17 protein-coding genes are annotated in these 17,465 nt (G+C 65.6%); 10 read left to right on the top strand and 7 right to left on the bottom strand.

Translation table 11 applies throughout. The features are described 5' to 3' along the window. The first annotated feature begins 15 nt into the window (after positions 1–15). Genes argH through AB2B41_RS15740 form a run of 6 tightly spaced genes read left to right on the top strand, consistent with a single transcriptional unit; the run spans position 16 to position 6,010 of the window. Positions 16–1,407: an argininosuccinate lyase gene (gene argH, locus AB2B41_RS15765; protein WP_367878771.1), complete on the top strand. Its 1,392-nt coding sequence runs from the start codon at positions 16–18 to the stop codon at positions 1,405–1,407. Further along, a complete protein-coding gene (locus AB2B41_RS15760) occupies positions 1,404–1,583 on the top strand; it encodes a hypothetical protein (RefSeq protein ID WP_367878770.1) in 180 nt (59 codons plus the stop codon). Before argH ends, AB2B41_RS15760 begins: the two co-directional genes overlap by 4 nt. After that, positions 1,580–1,750 carry a hypothetical protein gene (locus tag AB2B41_RS15755; protein ID WP_367878769.1) on the top strand — a complete coding sequence of 57 codons (171 nt, stop codon included), beginning with the start codon at positions 1,580–1,582 and terminating at the stop codon, positions 1,748–1,750. The genes AB2B41_RS15760 and AB2B41_RS15755 overlap by 4 nt, the downstream gene beginning before the upstream one ends. A 1-nt stretch (position 1,751) precedes the next feature. After that, a complete protein-coding gene (locus AB2B41_RS15750) occupies positions 1,752–2,069 on the top strand; it encodes a DUF2834 domain-containing protein (protein WP_367878768.1) in 318 nt (105 codons plus the stop codon). Between the two features lie 32 nt (positions 2,070–2,101). After that, positions 2,102–3,367, top strand: coding sequence for a diaminopimelate decarboxylase (gene lysA / locus AB2B41_RS15745; RefSeq protein ID WP_367878767.1), 1,266 nt, complete (start codon positions 2,102–2,104; stop codon positions 3,365–3,367). Positions 3,368–3,403: 36 nt separating this feature from the next. Next, positions 3,404–6,010, top strand: a complete 2,607-nt coding sequence (locus AB2B41_RS15740) for a TIGR02302 family protein (protein ID WP_367878766.1) — start codon at positions 3,404–3,406, stop codon at positions 6,008–6,010. A gap of 73 nt (positions 6,011–6,083) precedes the next feature. On the opposite strand, the gene AB2B41_RS15735 is transcribed toward AB2B41_RS15740, so the two are convergent. Continuing rightward, positions 6,084–6,923, bottom strand: coding sequence for a zinc-ribbon domain-containing protein (locus AB2B41_RS15735; RefSeq protein ID WP_367878765.1), 840 nt, complete (start codon positions 6,921–6,923; stop codon positions 6,084–6,086). Between the two features lie 165 nt (positions 6,924–7,088). On the opposite strand from AB2B41_RS15735, the gene AB2B41_RS15730 reads away from it, so the two are divergent. The 4 genes from AB2B41_RS15730 to AB2B41_RS15715 are packed head-to-tail and all read left to right on the top strand — an operon-like array spanning position 7,089 to position 9,991. Next, positions 7,089–7,766, top strand: coding sequence for a cell division ATP-binding protein FtsE (locus AB2B41_RS15730; protein WP_367878764.1), 678 nt, complete (start codon positions 7,089–7,091; stop codon positions 7,764–7,766). 8 nt (positions 7,767–7,774) lie between these two features. Next, on the top strand, positions 7,775–8,668 hold the full coding sequence (locus AB2B41_RS15725; protein WP_367878763.1) for a cell division protein FtsX: 894 nt from the start codon (positions 7,775–7,777) through the stop codon (positions 8,666–8,668). After that, complete coding sequence (locus tag AB2B41_RS15720) at positions 8,668–9,393, top strand: lysophospholipid acyltransferase family protein (protein WP_367878830.1); 726 nt, start codon at positions 8,668–8,670, stop codon at positions 9,391–9,393. The genes AB2B41_RS15725 and AB2B41_RS15720 overlap by 1 nt, the downstream gene beginning before the upstream one ends. Then, a complete protein-coding gene (locus tag AB2B41_RS15715) occupies positions 9,386–9,991 on the top strand; it encodes a pyridoxamine 5'-phosphate oxidase family protein (RefSeq protein WP_367878762.1) in 606 nt (201 codons plus the stop codon). Before AB2B41_RS15720 ends, AB2B41_RS15715 begins: the two co-directional genes overlap by 8 nt. A 166-nt stretch (positions 9,992–10,157) precedes the next feature. On the opposite strand, the gene lpdA is transcribed toward AB2B41_RS15715, so the two are convergent. From lpdA to AB2B41_RS15685, 6 genes are all read right to left on the bottom strand, one after another. Beyond that, entirely contained in the window at positions 10,158–11,546 is a 1,389-nt protein-coding gene (lpdA, locus tag AB2B41_RS15710; RefSeq protein WP_367878761.1) for a dihydrolipoyl dehydrogenase, read from the bottom strand. A 103-nt stretch (positions 11,547–11,649) separates the two neighbouring features. After that, positions 11,650–12,045 carry an MAPEG family protein gene (locus AB2B41_RS15705; RefSeq protein WP_367878760.1) on the bottom strand — a complete coding sequence of 132 codons (396 nt, stop codon included), beginning with the start codon at positions 12,043–12,045 and terminating at the stop codon, positions 11,650–11,652. A gap of 3 nt (positions 12,046–12,048) precedes the next feature. Continuing rightward, positions 12,049–12,435 (bottom strand): MAPEG family protein, encoded by a 387-nt coding sequence (locus tag AB2B41_RS15700; protein WP_367878759.1) that lies wholly within the window; start codon positions 12,433–12,435, stop codon positions 12,049–12,051. A 23-nt stretch (positions 12,436–12,458) separates the two neighbouring features. Continuing rightward, the gene (locus AB2B41_RS15695) at positions 12,459–12,842 is read right to left on the bottom strand and encodes an MAPEG family protein (protein WP_367878758.1); all 384 of its coding nucleotides are present in this window, start codon (positions 12,840–12,842) and stop codon (positions 12,459–12,461) included. A gap of 91 nt (positions 12,843–12,933) precedes the next feature. Next, positions 12,934–14,496 (bottom strand): 2-oxoglutarate dehydrogenase complex dihydrolipoyllysine-residue succinyltransferase, encoded by a 1,563-nt coding sequence (gene odhB, locus AB2B41_RS15690; RefSeq protein ID WP_367878757.1) that lies wholly within the window; start codon positions 14,494–14,496, stop codon positions 12,934–12,936. After that, on the bottom strand, positions 14,496–17,462 hold the full coding sequence (locus AB2B41_RS15685) for a 2-oxoglutarate dehydrogenase E1 component (protein WP_367878756.1): 2,967 nt from the start codon (positions 17,460–17,462) through the stop codon (positions 14,496–14,498). Before AB2B41_RS15685 ends, odhB begins: the two co-directional genes overlap by 1 nt. Positions 17,463–17,465 lie beyond the last annotated feature (3 nt).

Below are 17,465 nucleotides of genomic sequence, written 5' to 3'. Positions count from 1 at the left end.
TCCGAGGGTTCTTTTATGACCGATCAAACGTCCAACAAGATGTGGGGCGGCCGCTTTGCCGCCGGTCCGGATGCCATCATGGAGGCAATTAACGCCTCCATCGGCTTTGACAAGCGGATGGCGGCGCAGGACATCGCGGGCAGCCGCGCGCACGCCGCGATGTTGGCCGCGACGGGCATCATCAGTGATAAGGACGCGCAAGCCATCCGGGAAGGCCTTCTCACGATCTTGTCAGAGATCGAGGCCGGGGAGTTCACCTTTTCCACCACCCTCGAAGACATCCACATGAACGTCGAGGCGCGTCTGAAAGAGGTGATCGGCGAACCTGCTGGCCGCCTGCACACCGGCCGCTCGCGCAACGACCAGGTCGCCACCGACTTCAAACTCTGGGTCCGCGACCAGCTTGACGCCTTTGAAGCAGGCCTCCTCGCGCTCATTCGAGCCCTCCTCGGCCAGGCCGAGGCCGGGGCCGACTGGGTCATGCCCGGCTTCACGCATCTGCAAACCGCGCAGCCCGTCACCTGGGGCCATCACATGATGGCCTATGTCGAGATGTTCGGACGCGACCTCTCCCGCGTTCGCGACGCCCGCGCGCGCATGAACGAAAGCCCGCTGGGGGCCGCCGCCCTCGCCGGCACGTCCTTTCCCATCGACCGCGATATGACGGCCCAGGCGCTCGGTTTCGACCGTCCCGCCGCCAACTCGCTCGACGCCGTCAGCGACCGCGACTTCGCCCTCGAATTCCTCTCCTGCGCCTCGATCTGCGCCATGCACCTGTCGCGCTTTGCCGAGGAACTGGTGATCTGGTCCTCCGCGCAATTCCGTTTCGTGGCGCTCTCGGATCGTTTCTCGACCGGTTCCTCGATCATGCCGCAGAAAAAGAACCCCGACGCTGCCGAACTGATCCGCGCCAAGGTGGGTCGCATCTTTGGCGCCAACACCGCGCTGATGATGGTGATGAAGGGCCTGCCGCTCGCCTATTCGAAGGACATGCAGGAGGACAAGGAACAGGTCTTCGACGCCGCCGATAACCTGATGCTGGCGCTTGCCGCCATGGAAGGCATGGTCCGCGACATGACCGGCAACCGCGACAATCTTGCCGCCGCCGCCGGTTCGGGCTTCTCCACTGCCACGGACCTCGCCGACTGGCTCGTACGCGTGCTGGGCCTGCCCTTCCGCGACGCTCACCACATCACCGGGTCACTGGTCGCCATGGCCGAGAAACAGGGCTGCGACCTGCCGGACCTCACGCTGGAGCAAATGCAATCCGTCCATGCAGAGATCACGAATGATGTTTTCGGCGTCCTCGGCGTGGAAAATTCCGTGAACTCGCGTATGTCTTACGGGGGGACCGCACCCGCGCAGGTGCGCGCCCAGATCGCGCGATGGAAGGAACGCCTGGGATGAGATGGGCTTTGGCACTGGTAACTCTGACGCTCCTTGCCGCCTGCGGCGCGGACGGCGAACCTGTGCCGCCCACCCGCGACGCGACGATCACGATCTCCGATCACGGGGTGTCGGCCCAGACGCGCTGGGGCTTCAACCGCGGCCCCGTATCGTTCTCCCTGGGGCTGGGCCTGTGAGGGGCGCGCTTCTGATCGCGGCGCTTCTGGCGCTCTCCGCCTGCGAGCGGCCCCACCATGGCGACGGCCCGCACATGGGCTCGGACACCCATCAGCAACCCAGCAATTACACGCCCGGCATCCACATGTCGGGCCATGCCAACGTCGGCGTCTACAGGAGGTTCTGAGGTGTCCCGCTTTCGCTATGTCTTCCTCGCCCTCGCCATCTGGGGCGCAATCCACCCGATGTATTACTTCATCACCTGGTTCAACGAGAACGGCTACGACATCTGGGCCATGGTCGACGCCTGGCACGTCAACGCCGCGACGAGCGGGCTGGTCTGGGACCTCACCGTCGCCGCCGTCACGCTCACCATCTGGATCCTCGCCGAGGTCGCGGTGCGGCGGAACTGGATTGCGCTCATTGCCATTCCGGCGGCGTTCTGTATTGGGGTGTCCTGTGGCCTGCCGCTCTATCTGTTCCTGCGGTCGGCGCCTGTCCGATAGGGCGAGGTTGAGTTGTAGTGGAAAGATGAAGCATGGACCATTTCCTCTATCGTGACGGGGCGCTTTTTGCCGAGGATGTGCCGGTTGCCGAGATCGCGGCCGCCGTGGGCACGCCGTTCTACGTCTATTCCACCGCCACCCTGCTGCGGCATTTCCGCCTGTTCGACGAGGCGCTCGAGGGGATGGATCACCTCGTCTGCTACGCGATGAAGGCCAATTCCAATCAGGCGGTGCTGCGGACGTTGGCGCAGGCGGGCGCGGGGATGGACGTGGTGTCGGGGGGCGAATACCGCCGCGCGCGGGCGGCGGGGGTGCCGGGGGAGAGGATCGTCTTTTCCGGCGTGGGCAAGACGCGCGAGGAGATCAGGACCGCGCTGGAAGGCGGTATCCGGCAGTTCAACGTGGAGAGCGAGCCGGAGATGGCGCTGCTCGATTCGGTGGCGCAGGAACTGGGGGTGAAGGCCCCGATCACCGTGCGCGTGAACCCGGACGTCGATGCCAAGACTCATGCCAAGATCGCCACGGGCAAATCCGAGAACAAGTTCGGCATCCCCATCGCGCGGGCGCGCGAGGTCTATGCCATGGCGGCGCGCATGCCGGGGCTGGAGGTGATCGGTATCGACGTGCATATCGGCTCTCAGCTGACCCAGCTGGAACCTTATGAATTGGCGTACAAAAAAGTGGCCGAGCTGACCGAGATGCTGCGCGCGGACGGCCATACCATCACTCGCCTTGACCTCGGCGGTGGCCTTGGCATCCCCTACACCCGCACCAACGAAGATCCGCCCCTGCCATCGGATTACGGCGCGCTGGTCAGGCGCACGCTCGGCCATCTTGGCTGCGAGATCGAGATCGAGCCGGGCCGCCTGATCGCGGGCAACGCGGGGCTGCTGGTGAGCGAAGTGATCTACGTGAAATCGGGCGAGGGGCGCGATTTCCTGATCCTCGATTCCGCCATGAACGACCTCATTCGCCCCGCCATGTACGACGCCCATCACGACATCATCCCGGTCATCGAACCCGCGCCGGGGGTCGAGATGCAGCCCTTCGACATTGTGGGTCCCGTCTGCGAATCCGGCGACACTTTCGCCAAGCAGCGCCTGATGCCGCCGCTGCAGGCGGGCGACCTTGTGGCCTTCAGGTCCGCTGGCGCATATGGCGCGGTAATGAGCAGCGAGTATAATTCGCGACCACTTGTGCCCGAGGTGCTGGTGAAAGACGATCAATTCGCGGTTATCCGCCCAAGGCCGACCTTTGACGAAATGATTAATCGCGATACCATTCCTGAATGGTTGTGAGGCTATTCTGCCCCGCACACCGAGGGAGCAGACGATATGAGCACATTCACCCCCAATGACCTGCGAAAGGGGCTGGCCGCTTTGCGCTGGCCTTTGCGGCTGACATGGGCGGGGATGCTGGCCGAGACGGTGGTGCAATCGTTCTGGCCGTTGATGACTGTCGTGCTTCTGACATTGGCCGCGCTGATGCTTGGGCTGCAGGATTCGGTGATGGTCGAGGTCGTCTGGAGCGTGGCAGTGGTCGCCGCGCTGGCGGGCCTGTGGTCGATCTATTACGCGGTGCGGCGTTTCCGCATTCCGTCCCGCGCCGATGCCATGGCGCGGCTCGATGCCAGCCTGCCGGGTCGGCCCATTCAGGCCTTGCTGGACGACGCGGCGATCGGCTCGGGCGATGAGGCCTCCATGGCCGTCTGGCGTGCCCACAAGGCGCGCATGGCGGCGCGTGCGGCGGCGGCCAAGCCTGTGCCCGCCGATCTGCGCGTCGCGAAACGCGACCCTTACGCGCTGCGGTTCGTGGCGGTGCTGGCCTTTGCCGTGGCGCTGCTTTTCGGTTCCATCTGGCGGGTCGGCTCCGTGGCCGACATGGCGCCCGGTGCGGGTGGCCTTGCCACCGGCCCCGTCTGGGAAGGTTGGGCCGAGCCTCCGCGCTATACGGGGCGTCCGACGCTTTATCTCAACGATTTGCCCGCAGGCGCGCTGGAATTGCCCAAGGGCACGCTGATCACCCTGCGCTTTTACGGTGACGTCGGCGCGCTGACGCTGGCCGAGACGGTTTCGGGCCGTCCGGCCGAGGGTACGGATGCATCCGCACCCGCGCAGGATTTCACTGTCTTGCAGGAAGGCATCATCGCCGTCGAAGGTCCGAATGGCCGGGAATGGGCGGTTGCCGTGCGGCCCGATGCCGCGCCCGAGGTCGAGATCGTGGGCGAGCCGGAAGTCGCCGCCCTTGGCGAGATGCGCCTGCCTTTCGCGGCGCGTGACGATTATGGCGTCGAGGCGGGCGAGGCGCGCATCTCGCTCGATCTCGTGTCCGTCGACCGCCGCTATGGTCTGACCATCGACCCGGAGCCGCGCCCCGAGATCGTGGTGCCGCTGTCGATGCCGATCTCCGGCAACCGGGCCGAGTTCGAGGAAAACCTGATCGACGATTTCTCCAAGCACCCTTGGGCGAACCTGCCGGTCACACTGCGCCTGAGCGTTCTGGATGCTGCTGAACAGCAGGGCGAAAGCGAGGCGATGGAGTTGTCGCTGCCCGGTCGGCGCTTCTTTGACCCTGCAGCGGCGGCGGTGATCGAGATGCGCCGGGACCTTTTGTGGTCGCGCGCCAATGCGCCGCGCATGGCGCAGGTGCTGCGCACCGTGGCCTACCGGGGTGAGGACGTGCTGCGCACCGAGACCACCGCGCTGCGGCTGCAGCGGCTGATCGAACGGCTGGAACTGCGCGCCCGCTACGGCATCGACGACGAGGTGCAGGAGGACATCGCCGAGGACCTCTGGGGGCTGGCCATCGAGCTGGAAGAGGGCGTCCTGGCCGATGCGCTGGAGCGGTTGCGCCGCGCGCAGGAGCGGCTGGAAGCAGCGATGCGCAACGGCGCCTCGGACGAGGAAATCGCCGAGCTGATGGACGAGCTGCGCCGCGCAACTGAGGAATACCTGCGCCAGTTGCAGCGCCAGCAGGCCCAGCAGCAGCAACAGCAGGGTCAGGACGGCCAGCAGCAACAGCAGCAGGGCGACAGCATGCAGATGACGCAGGACGACCTGCAGCGCATGATGGACCGTATTCAGGAGCTGATGGAACAGGGCCGCATGGCCGAGGCCATGGAGGCGCTGCGCCAGTTGCAGGAAATGATGGAGAACATGCGCGTCACACAGGGCCAGCAGGGCCAGGGACAGCAGTCTCCGGGCCAGCAAGCGATGGAGGGGCTGGCCGATACGCTGCGCCAGCAGCAGGGGCTGAGCGATCAGGCCTTCCGCGACCTGCAGGAGCAGTTCAACCCCGGTGCCAACGCAGGTGAGAGCCAGGGCAACGAAGGCCGCAATGGCGGCGAGGGCCGTGGGCAAAGCCACGAGGGCCAGCAGGGTCAGGGTCAGGGCGAAGGCCAGCGACAGGGTCAGGGCCAGCAGGGCCAGGGGGCCGAGCCGGGATCGGCCGAAGACCTGGCCGACCGCCAGCGTGCGCTGCGCAACGAATTGCGCCGTCAGGAGGGCCGCCTGCCCGGACAGGGCACACCCGAGGGCGATGCCGCCCGTGACGCGCTTGGTCGTGCTGGCCGCGCGATGGACGGGGCCGAGGACGCGCTCCGGCAGGGCGATCTGGCCGAGGCCATCGACAACCAGTCACAGGCCATGGAAGCGCTGCGCGAGGGGATGCGCGCGCTGGGCGAGGCGATGGCGCAGGAACAGCAGAACCAGCAGCCGGGGCAGGGCACTGCCGAGAGCGACCGCCGCGCCGACAATCGCGATCCGCTGGGCCGCGAGCAGGGCAACAACGGTGCGGACAGCTCGGACGGGCCGCTGGCCATGGGGCCGGGCGGCGCGGGCCGTGCGCGCGAGTTGCTGGACGAAATCCGCCGCCGCTCGGGCGAGACGGAGCGCCCGGAGGTCGAGCGCGACTATCTCAACCGTCTGCTCGACCGGTTCTGAGGGTATCGAAAATGCAACGCCCCGGATTGGTCCGCGGCGACTTGTGACGGTCTGTGAGTTCTCAGGTGGATCGTCAGGAGGTCTCTGACGCCACGGCGTTCAGCCAGCCCATCAGCGCGTCGATCTGGCCGTTCAGCGCCAGACGCATCTGGTCGACCCAGACGACGTAGCTGTTGATCAAGGGATCGATCGCCGGAACGGTCTGGGAAATCTGCGGGGCGAAGGCGTAGACCAGCCCCAGAACCAGCGCCAGCAACACGACGGTACGGAAGCCCGCGCGGAAGCCGCGCTTTTGCTTCTGCTCGCCTCCGGCACCCAGCCCCTCGCGCGCTTCGGCGTCAACGCCGCTGGGCGCGGTATCGCTGCGCAGGGTCGAGTTGATTTCCTCGATATCCGGCAGAAGCTCGCGGCGGGAGGAAATCGCCGCCGCGGCTGCCGCCGCCTCGGCTTTGCCTTCGGGCTCTCCGCGCATTCGGGCCATGCGCCGCTTGGCCTCCGCTGCGCGGCGTTCGGAAACGTCCTCGTCCTCGGCAGGCCGTGCGGGGGGCTCCGTTCCCTCTTCCAGCCCCAGTTCCGGCTGGCTTTCCAATGTCTCCGACTGTCGGCGCTTGCGCGCCTCGAATTCGGCCTCGGCCTCCTGCCGCAGGATGTCGGCGACGGCGGGGTCAAGCTGCCGCCGCTCGGGTTCCTTGGCGGGAGGCGGCGCAGGCGGGGGCGGCGGGGCGATCTCTTCGTCCTCGTCCGGGGCATCGGCCCGCAGGACGATTTCCTCTTCTTCTTCCGGGGCGTGATCGGGGTGGTGCTGGAACCAGGTCTGCCCGCAGTTGGAGCATTGCACGTCGCGGCCCGAGGTCGGTATGACCTCGTCCGGCACCTCGTACTGGGCGTCACAGTTCGGGCAGGTCAGCCTCATCTGGTGTCTCGTCGCTCACTTGTCACTACATTTGCGCACCTGCTGACAGCATAGGATCAAGACCTGCGCAGGAAAAGCGATAACTCGCCCCGCGCGAAAGAACTGCTGCATTGAATCCCCAACGGTGCTGAGGCACAACAGACCCGAGCAGTCAGGGGGCGGTTGGTGATCGAGCTGGAAAATGTGGCCTACAGCTATGGCGGGGGCGAGCTTTTGTCCGACATCTCGCTCAAGCTGGCACCGGGGTCGTTCCATTTCCTGACCGGGCCGTCCGGGGCGGGCAAGACCACGCTGATGAAGTTGTGCTATGGCGCGCTGCTGCCCACGGCAGGGCACGTCCGGCTGTTTGGGGCGGATGTGCGCGGGCTGGACCGGGATGACATCGCGGTCGTGCGCAGGCGCGTGGGTGTGGTGCATCAGGACGTGCAGTTTCTCGACCACCTGAACGTGACGGACAACATCGCGCTGCCGCTGATGGTCTCGGGCAGGGGTACTGGCGCGGACAATGCCGATCTGGCCGAATTGATGACGTGGGTGGGTCTTACGAACCGGGCCGAGGCGCTGCCGCCGGAACTGTCGGGAGGCGAGCGCCAGCGCGCGGCGCTGGCGCGGGCGGTGATCATGTCGCCGGACGTGGTCCTGGCGGATGAGCCCACGGGCAACATCGACTGGGAGATGTCGCAGCGGCTGCTGACGCTGCTCATTGAGTTGAACAAGATGGGCAAGACGGTGCTGATCGCGACCCATGACCTCAGCCTCATCCGCGCCACCAAGGCGCATGTGCAGGCGCGCGTTCTGCGGATCGCGAACCGGCGGCTGCAACTGGCGGGGGCGGATCTGTGACGAGCCGCATGGCCAATCTGCGCGCGCTTTTCGCGGGCGACCGGCAGGCGGACCGGGTGGTGCCGCCCTCGGGCTTCACCGCGCAGCTGACGCTCTTTGCCGCCGCCGCCATGGCGTTTCTAGCAGTCTTTGCGCTGGCCTTGTCCTTGGCGGCAGGGCGTCTGGCCGACCGTTGGGGAGAGGAGTTGGCGCGCTCGGCGACGATCCGCATCGTGGCACCGCTGGACCAGCGGGCGGCGCAGACCGAGGCGGCGTTGCGCATCCTTGAGACCACGCGAGGGGTGGCGGAGGCGCGGGCGCTGACGGATGAGGAGCAGCAGGCGCTGCTAGCGCCGTGGTTCGGGTCGGAACTGGCGCTCGACAGCCTGCCGGTGCCGCGTCTGATCGAAGTGATCGAGACGGGCGAGGGGCTTGATGCCAGCGGGTTGCGGCTGCGGCTGGCGGCGGAGGTGCCGGGGGCGGTGCTGGACGACCACAGCCGCTGGCGCGCGCCGCTGGTCAAGGCCGCCTCGCGGCTGCGGCTGCTGGGCTGGGCGTCGATCCTGCTGATCGGGGCGGCCGTGGCGGCGATGGTGACGCTGGCGGCGAATGCAGCGCTTGCCGCGAATGCGCAGGTGATCGCGGTGCTGCGGCTGGTGGGGGCGCGGGACGATTACATCGCGCAGGCCTTTATCCGCCGGTTCACCCTGCGCGCGCTGGGTGGCGCGGCGGTGGGGACCGTGCTGGGGCTGCTGGCTGTGTTCCTGCTGCCCGATGCTTCGGAGGCGGGGAGTTTCCTGACCGGGCTTGGCTTTCAGGGGCTGCACTGGCTGTGGCCGCTGCTGATCCCGCTCTTGGCCGGGGCGGTGGCGTTTCTGGCGACGGGGGCTGCGGCCCGGCGCACGTTGAAAGGGCTGACATGATGCTGCAATGGGTCCGATCGATCCTCTATATCGTTACGGCGACTGTCTCGATGCCAATCATCGGCCTTGCCTTCGCGCCCTGGGCGATGTTCTCGAAAACCGGGGCCTATACCGCCTGCAAGACCTATGCGGGCTGGTGCATGTGGGTGGCCACATGGATGATCGGGCTGCGCTGCGAGGTGCGGGGCAAGGTGCCGGAGGGCGAGGTGCTGGTGGCGGCGAAGCATCAGTCTTTCCTCGATATCATGATCATCTTTCACGCCCTGCCGCGGGCTAAGTTCATCATGAAGAAAGAGATCCTCTGGACGCCGGTGATCGGGCAATACACCAAGCGGATGCAGATGATCGCCGTAGACCGGGGCAAGCGCGGTAAGGCCATTCAAAAGATGATGGAGGATGTGCACGCGGGGCGGATCGAGCCGGGGCAGATCGTGATTTATAGCCAGGGCACGCGCGTGGCACCGGGCAAGAAGGTACCTTACAAGGTGGGCACGGCGGTGCTCTACGATCAGCTTGGGCAACCCTGCATCCCGGTGGCGACGAATGCCGGCTATTTCTGGCCCCGCCGGGGGCTTTACCGCAGGCCGGGGCTGGCGGTGGTGGAGTTTCTTGATCCCATTGAGCCAGGCTTGAAGAAAGAGGAATTCATGGCGTTGCTGGAAGGGACCGTTGAGACGGACTCTGACCGGTTGTTGGCCGAAGCGGGGTGGCGCGAGGGTGCGTAGGATTGCGGATATCGAAAGGCTGGAGGCGCTTTACGGGACGCCCGCTGCGCCGTCGCTCAGGAAGGTGGCGCGGCGGATGACGCCGATGTATCGGCGCTGGATCATGGCCTCGAAGCTCTGTGTGCTGAGCACGGTGGGGCCGGAGGGGACCGATGGCAGCCCGAGGGGTGACGATGGGCCAGTGGTGGTGGAGCTTGATCCGGGCACGCTGGCGATGCCGGACTGGCGGGGGAACAACCGGCTCGATTCCCTGCGCAATATCGTGGCGGACGGGCGCGTGTCGCTGATGTTCATGGTGCCGGGGTCGAACAACGTGGTGCGGGTGAATGGGCAGGCGTATCTGACGGACGATGCCGATCTGCGCGCGCGGTTCGAGAAGAAGGGGCGGCAACCCGCGACGGTGATTGTGATCGAGATTGGCGAGATTTACACGCAATGCGCCCGGGCGCTGATGCGGGCGGGGACGTGGTCCGGTGTGGATGAGAGCGGCGGTTTGCCGTCGGTGGGCGATATCCTTGCCGAGATGACCGAGGGCGAGGAAGGCGGTGCCGCCTATGACGAGGCCTGGGGTGCGCGGGCGGCGGATACGATGTGGTGAGCCGGGGTGGACGGGGCGTCCACCTTACGTGATCCGGCGGTAAGGTGGGCGTATCGCCCACCCGTGTTGTCTTGCCCGTCAGGGGAAATGTTTCGCGCGCGAAACATTTGTTTACTACCAATGTGTTAAGTCTGTCCAGATGCCGGGGCTCAGCGCCCCGGCACTGCTACATATGGATCGGGCCGTCGCCGCAGGCGAGTGCCGCTTCGCGTACCGCTTCGGAATAGGTCGGATGCGCGTGGCAGGTCATGGCGAGGTCTTGCGCCGAGGCACCGAATTCCATCGCGACGCAGACCTCGTGGATAAGGTCGCCTGCGCCGGGGCCGATGATGTGGCAGCCGAGGATGCGGTCGGTTTCCTTGTCCGCGAGGATTTTGACAAAGCCGTCGCCCGCGAAATTCGCCTTGGCCCGCGCGTTGCCCATGAAGGAGAACTTGCCCACCTTGTAGGCGCGGCCCGCGTCCTTGAGGGTCTGTTCGGTCTCGCCGACTGAAGCCACTTCGGGGTGCGTGTAGATCACGCCGGGGATGACGCCGTAGTTCACGTGGCCATGTTTGCCAGCGATCACCTCGGCCACGGCCATGCCTTCGTCCTCGGCCTTGTGGGCGAGCATCGGGCCTTCGGTCACGTCGCCGATGGCGTAGATGCCTTTGACGTCCGTCTGCCAGTCCTTGGTGATGGCGATCTGGCCGCGCTTGGTGAGGCGGATGCCGAGTTTTTCGAGGTCGAGGCCGTCGTGGTAGGGTTTGCGGCCCGTGGCGACGAGCACGACATCGGCGTCGAGCGTGTGTTCACTGTCGTCCTTGCGCAGCTTGTAATGCACCTTGGCCTTGGTCTTGGTGGCCTCGGTCTTTTGCACCGCCGCGCCCATGACGAAGTTCAGGCCCTGTTTCTTGAGCATCCGCTGGAAGGTCTTTTGCACCTCGGGGTCCATGCCGGGGGTGATGGCGTCTAGGAATTCGACGACCGTCACTTCGGCGCCGAGGCGGGCGTAGACAGAGCCCAGCTCAAGCCCGATGACGCCCGCGCCGATGACGACCATCTTCTTCGGGACCTTGGAGAGCTCCAGCGCGCCAGTGGACGTGACGACAACCTTTTCGTCGACCTCGACGCCCGGCAGGCTACTGGCTTCGGAACCGGTGGCGATCACGATGTGCTTGGACTCGTGCACCTCGTCGCCGACCTTGACCTTGCCCGGTTCGGGGATCGAACCCCAGCCCATGAGCCAGTCGATCTTGTTCTTCTTGAAGAGGAACTCGATGCCTTTGGTGTTGGTCTCGATGGTGGAAGATTTGTAGGCGAGCATCTGCTTCCAGTCGACCGAGGGGCTTTTGCCCTTCAGGCCCATTTCGGCGAAGTTGTGCTCGGCCTCGTGCAGCATGTGGGAGGCGTGCAGGAGCGCCTTCGACGGGATGCAGCCGACGTTCAGGCAGGTGCCGCCCAGCGTCTCGCGCCCCTCGACGCAGGCGGTCTTGAGGCCGAGCTGCGCGCAGCGGATGGCGCAGACGTAGCCGCCGGGGCCGGAGCCGATCACGATGACGTCGTAGCTGGACATGGGGTGTCTCCTTGGAACTGTGTTTTCGAGTTGCAGCGAGGGTAGGGGGGCCAGCCCCCCGGCGCAAGCGCCTCCCCCCGGAGGTGTAGTTGGAAAGATGAAGTTACATGAGGGCGGCGCCGAGCATGGCGACAGAGGCGAGGAAGCCCACCGCCCAGATGAGGGAGCGCCAGGGGACAAGGCCCATGGCATAGGCGGGAACGTAGGCCACGCGGGCGGCGAGGTAGGCCCAGGCGCAGGCGGCGGTGAAGGTGCTGTTCTGGGCGCTGAGTTCGGTGATCAGCACGGCGATGGCGAAGAGAGGGAGCCATTGGACGTGGTTCTCGAAGGCGCGGCCGAGGCGGGCGGTGGTACGGGACATCTCGCGGTTGGGTTCGCGGTCGCGGGGGGACAGGGTGTAGCCAGGGCCAAGGTCGCGGTTGGCCAGCGTGGCATAGGCCACGAATTGCACGGCAAGCCAGAGGGCAGCGAGCGTGAGGGCGGTGAGTTCGGGGGACATGCCTTAGAAGAACGGGAGCATCATCATGATGAGGCCGGCAATCGAGGCAAACCATGCCACGGAGCGGACCATGGGGATGCCCGAGGCATAGGCCGGGATGTAGGCGACGCGGGCCCAGAACCAGATGGCGGCACCGAGGGCGGAGGTGGCCGTGCCGCTTTCGGTGACCTTGAGCAGAAGGGCAAGGGCGATGAAGGCGGGCAGGGTTTCGAGGTAGTTCCTGAGTGCCCGCTGGATGCGGCCCGCGACGGCGTTCTGGTCGCGCGCTTCGTCCTGCGGGCCGAGCGCCCAGCCGAGACCCTTGGAGAGGTCCGAGAAGGTGGCCTGCGCCACGATATGCACGATGAGCAGGATCACGGCCCAGAGAAGGTAGGTCAGTTCGGGGGTCATGGCGGTTTCCTTTCCGGGGCCCGTCAGAGCGCGAGGAAATAGAGCACGGCGGTGGCGGCGAAGCCGGCGAGCCAGGCGAGGGTGCGGATCGCGGGCACGCCGAGGGCGTAGACGGGCAGGTAAATGATGCGCGCGATCAGGAAGACCTGGGCGGCCAGCAATGTGGCATCGGTCGTCCGGTCCTGCACCTCGAGCAGCAGCACGGCTGGGGCAAAGAGCGCCATGGCGGTAACCGAGTTGTCGAGCGCGCGGCGGATGCGGGCGGTCATGCGGCCCACCTCGCGCGGCTCGTCCCGGGCGGACATCAGGTAGCCCATGGAGAGGGTCTGCATGGAGCCGAGGACCTGAAGCAGGATCGTCAGGAGGACGAGGAGGCCGTAGGCGGCGAGGATCTGGAGTTCGGTCATTTTAACGGTCCCTGTTTGCTTCCTACGCAATGTGGAAGATGGGTGCAGAGCACCCATCCTACGTAGGATGTGTGGTTTCACCCATCCTGGTTTACAAATCCATCAGCAACCGCCGGGGGTCTTCCATCATTTCCTTCACTCGCACCAGGAAGGTCACCGCGCCCTTGCCGTCGATCAGGCGGTGATCGTAGCTGAGGGAGATGTACATCATTGGCCGGATCACGACCTCACCGTTGAGGGCGACGGGTCGGTCCTGGATTTTCGCAAGGCCAAGGATGCCCGACTGCGGCGGGTTCAAGATGGGCGCTGTCATCAGCGAACCGTAGACGCCGCCGTTGGAGATGGTGAAGGTGCCGCCGGTCATGTCGCTCATGGTGAGCTTGCCATCGCGGGCTTTCTTGCCGAGGCGGCTGACCTCTTTTTCGATGTCAGCGAAGGACAGGCTGTCCGCGTTCTTGATCACCGGGACAACGAGGCCCGTGGGCGTGCCTGCGGCCATGCCCATGTGGACGTAGTTCTTGTAGATCACGTCAGTGCCGTCGATTTCGGCGTTGACCTCGGGGATCTCCTTCAACGCATGGCAGGCGGCCTTGGTGAAGAAGGACATGAAGCCCATGCGCACGCCGTGCTTCTTCTCGAAGGCATCCTTGTACTCGTTGCGGATCGCCATGACCTCGGTCATGTCGACCTCGTTGAAGGTCGTGAGGATCGCGGCGGTGTCCTGCGCTTCCTTCAGACGGCGGGCCATGGTCTGCTTGAGGCGGGTCATGCGGACGCGCTCTTCGCGGGCTTCGTCGTCGGGGGCGGAGGGCGCGCGGGGGGCTTCCTTGCCCTGCGGGGCGGCGGCGGCGGAGGTGCCTGCGGCGAGCGCCTTGGCGACGTCCTCTTTCATGACGCGGCCGTCGCGGCCGGAGCCCGTGACCTGATCGCGGCTGAGGCCTGCTTCGGCCATGGCTTTCTTGGCGGAAGGTGCGTCTTCGACGTCCTTGCCGGAAGCGGGGCTGGCGGCGGCGGGTGCGGGGGCGCTTTCCTGCGCGGGGGCGGAGGCCGCGGCACCTGCACCGGCGGTGACCACGGCGAGCTTGCCCTTGGCCTCGACAGTGCTGCCTTCGGCTGCGAGGATTTCGGAGAGCGTGCCTGCGGCGGGGGCGGGGACCTCGACCGAGACCTTGTCGGTTTCAAGCTCGCAGAGCATTTCGTCCTGCGCGACGGTGTCGCCCACTTTCTTGAACCAGGTGGAGACGGTCGCTTCGGTTACGGATTCGCCCAGGGTGGGGACCATGACGTCGACCTTCTCGCCGCTGCCGCCGGAGGAGGAGGCACCGGTATCGCCATCGGCGGCTTCGCGGGCGGCCTGGCTGGCGGCGGCTTCATCCTTGGCGCTTTCGCGGCCCTTGGGCGCGGCCTTGGAGCCGCCGTCGCCTTCGGAGATATTGGCGAGCAGCGCGTCGACGCCGACGGTTTCGCCTTCGGCTGCGACGATTTCTTCCAGTTTACCGGCCACGGGGCTCGGCACTTCGACCGTCACCTTGTCAGTTTCCAGCTCGCAGAGCATTTCGTCCACGGCGACGACATCACCGGGTTTCTTGAACCATGTCGCTACGGTCGCCTCGGTCACGGATTCGCCCAAGGTGGGGACACGTACTTCTGTCATTACTTCGATCCTTTGAGTGTCAGCGCCTCGTCCACGAGGGCGGCTTGTTGTGCTTTGTGCTGGCTGGCAAGGCCCGTGGCGGGCGAGGCTGCCGTCGTCCGGCCCACGTAGACGGGGCGGGTGTGCTTGGCCTTGATGCGGCCCAGCACCCATTCGATGTTGGGCTCGATAAAGGCCCAGGCGCCCTGGTTCTTGGGCTCTTCCTGGCACCAGACCATTTCGGCGTTCTTGAAGCGCTCCAGCTCCTTGACCGCGGATTGCGCGGGGAAGGGATAGAACTGCTCGAACCGCAAGAGGTAGATGTCGTCGATGCCACGGGCGTCGCGTTCTTCGAGCAGGTCGTAGTAGACCTTGCCGGAACACATGACGACGCGCTTTATCTGATCGTCCGGCACCAGTGTCGTATCGGAATTGCCATGCTGCGCGTCGTCCCAGAGGACGCGGTGGAAGCTTGAGCCGGTGGTGAATTCATCCGCCGTGGAGACCGCAAGCTTGTGACGCAGAAGCGACTTGGGCGTCATCAGGATCAGCGGCTTGCGGTAGCTGCGGTGCAGCTGGCGGCGCAGGATGTGGAAATAGTTGGCCGGTGTGGTGCAGTTGGCCACGATCCAGTTGTCGCCGCCGCACATGGTGAGGAAGCGTTCGAGGCGGGCCGAGGAGTGCTCGGGGCCCTGGCCCTCGTAGCCGTGGGGCAGCAGGCAGACGAGACCCGACATGCGGAGCCATTTCGATTCACCGGAACTGATGAACTGGTCGAACATGATTTGCGCGCCGTTTGCGAAGTCGCCGAACTGTGCCTCCCAGAGGGTGAGCGCGTTTGGTTCGGCGAGAGAGTAGCCGTACTCGAACCCCAGCACCGCGTATTCGGAGAGCGCCGAGTCGATCACTTCGTACTCGGCCTGCCCCTCGCGGATGTGGTTGAGCGGATAGTAGCGCTCCTCGCTCTCCTGGTTGATGAAGGCCGAATGGCGCTGGGAGAAGGTGCCGCGGGTGGAATCCTGCCCCGCGAGGCGGACCTTGTACCCTTCGGTCAGCAGGGAGCCGAATGCGACCGCCTCAGCGGTGGCCCAGTCGAAGCCCTTGCCGCTTTCGAACATCCCGGACTTTGCGTCGAGCAGGCGGCCGACGGTCTTGTGCAGCGGGAAGCCGTCGGGCACCGTTGTCAGCGCCTTGCCGATTTCCTGCAGGGTCTCTTGCTTGATCGCGGTCTTGCCGCGCTGGTATTTTTTCTTTTTCTGTGTGTCGAGGTGGGACCATTTGCCGTCCAGCCAGTCGGCCTTGTTCGGGCGGTAGTCCTTGCCTGCCTCGAACTCGTCGTTCATCAGCTTCTGGAAGTCTTCCTTCATATCCTCAATCTCGCCCGCCGGGACGAGGCCGTCGTTGACGAGGCGGTCGGAGTAGAGGCTGAGCGTGGTCTTGTGGCCCTTGATCCGCTTGTACATCACCGGGTTGGTGAACATCGGCTCGTCGCCTTCGTTGTGACCGAAGCGGCGGTAGCAGATGATGTCGATGACCACGTCCTTGTGGAACTTCTGGCGGAATTCCGTGGCAACGCGGGCGGCGTGAACCACGGCCTCGGGGTCGTCGCCGTTGACGTGGAAGATCGGCGCCTCGACCACCAGCGCGTTGTCGGTGGGATAGGGGGAGGAGCGCGAGAAGTGGGGCGCGGTTGTGAAACCGATCTGGTTGTTTACAACGATGTGCATGGTGCCGCCGGTCTTGTGGCCGCGCAGGCCCGACAGGGCAAAGCATTCGGCCACGACGCCCTGACCAGCGAAGGCCGCGTCACCGTGGAGCAGCAGCGGCATGACGGCGGTGCGGTCCTTGTCGTTCAACTGGTCCTGCTTGGCGCGGGCCTTGCCCAGTACCACGGGGTTCACAGCCTCGAGGTGCGACGGGTTGGCGGTGAGGCTGAGGTGCACCTCGTTGCCGTCGAATTCGCGGTCATGTGAGGCGCCGAGGTGGTATTTCACGTCGCCCGAGCCATCCACGTCCTCGGGCTTGAAGCTGCCGCCCTGGAATTCGTTGAAGATCGCCTTGTAGGGCTTCTGCATCACGTTGGCGAGGACGCTGAGGCGGCCCCGGTGGGGCATTCCGATGACGATTTCCTTGAGGCCCAGCTGGCCGCCGCGCTTGATGATCTGCTCCATCGCCGGAACGAGGCTTTCGCCACCATCAAGGCCGAAACGCTTGGTGCCCATGTACTTGACGTGCAGGAATTTTTCGAAGCCTTCCGCCTCGACCAGCTTTTGCAGGATCGCGCGGCGGCCGTTCTTGGTGAAAGAGATTTCCTTGTCGTAGCCTTCGATGCGTTCCTTGAGCCAGCCCGCCTGTTCGGGATCGGAGATGTGCATGTACTGGAGCGCGAAGGTGCCGCAGTAGGTGCGTTTTACGATGCCGACGATCTGGCGCATCGTCGCGACCTCAAGCCCCAGCACGTTGTCGATGAAGATCGGGCGGTCCATGTCGGCGTCGGTGAAACCGTAGGCCTTGGGGTCAAGCTCGGGGTGGTCGCCCGCGTCGCGCATGCCCAGCGGGTCAAGATCGGCGGCGAGGTGGCCGCGGATACGGTAGGCGCGGATCAGCATCAGCGCTCGGATGGAATCGAGCACGGCCTGTTTGACCTGCTTGTCGGTGATTTCGACGCCCTTCTCGGCGGCCTTGGCCTTGATCTTGTCGCCTGCGGCCTTGGCCTCGACCGGTTCGGGCCAGATGCCGTTCAAGGCACCTTCGAGATCGCCAGCCGGGGTCGGGGGCCAGTCACGGCGGGCCCATGAGGGGCCCTGTGCCTCGGCCTCGACCGCCTTGCGGTCATCGCCCATGGCCCTGAAGAAGCTGTGCCATGCCTCGTCCACCGACGAGGGGTCGGCGGCGTAGCGTGCGTAGAGCTGTTCGAGGTATTCCGCGTTCTCGCCTTCCATGAAGGAGGAGGCGTGGAAATGGTCGTTGGCGGGTTGTTCGGTCATGGC

Origin of the sequence: Sulfitobacter sediminis, from assembly GCF_040811725.1 — a bacterium.
GTDB lineage: Bacteria > Pseudomonadota > Alphaproteobacteria > Rhodobacterales > Rhodobacteraceae > Sulfitobacter > Sulfitobacter sediminis.
This window is presented reverse-complemented; position numbering and strand designations above follow the sequence as displayed.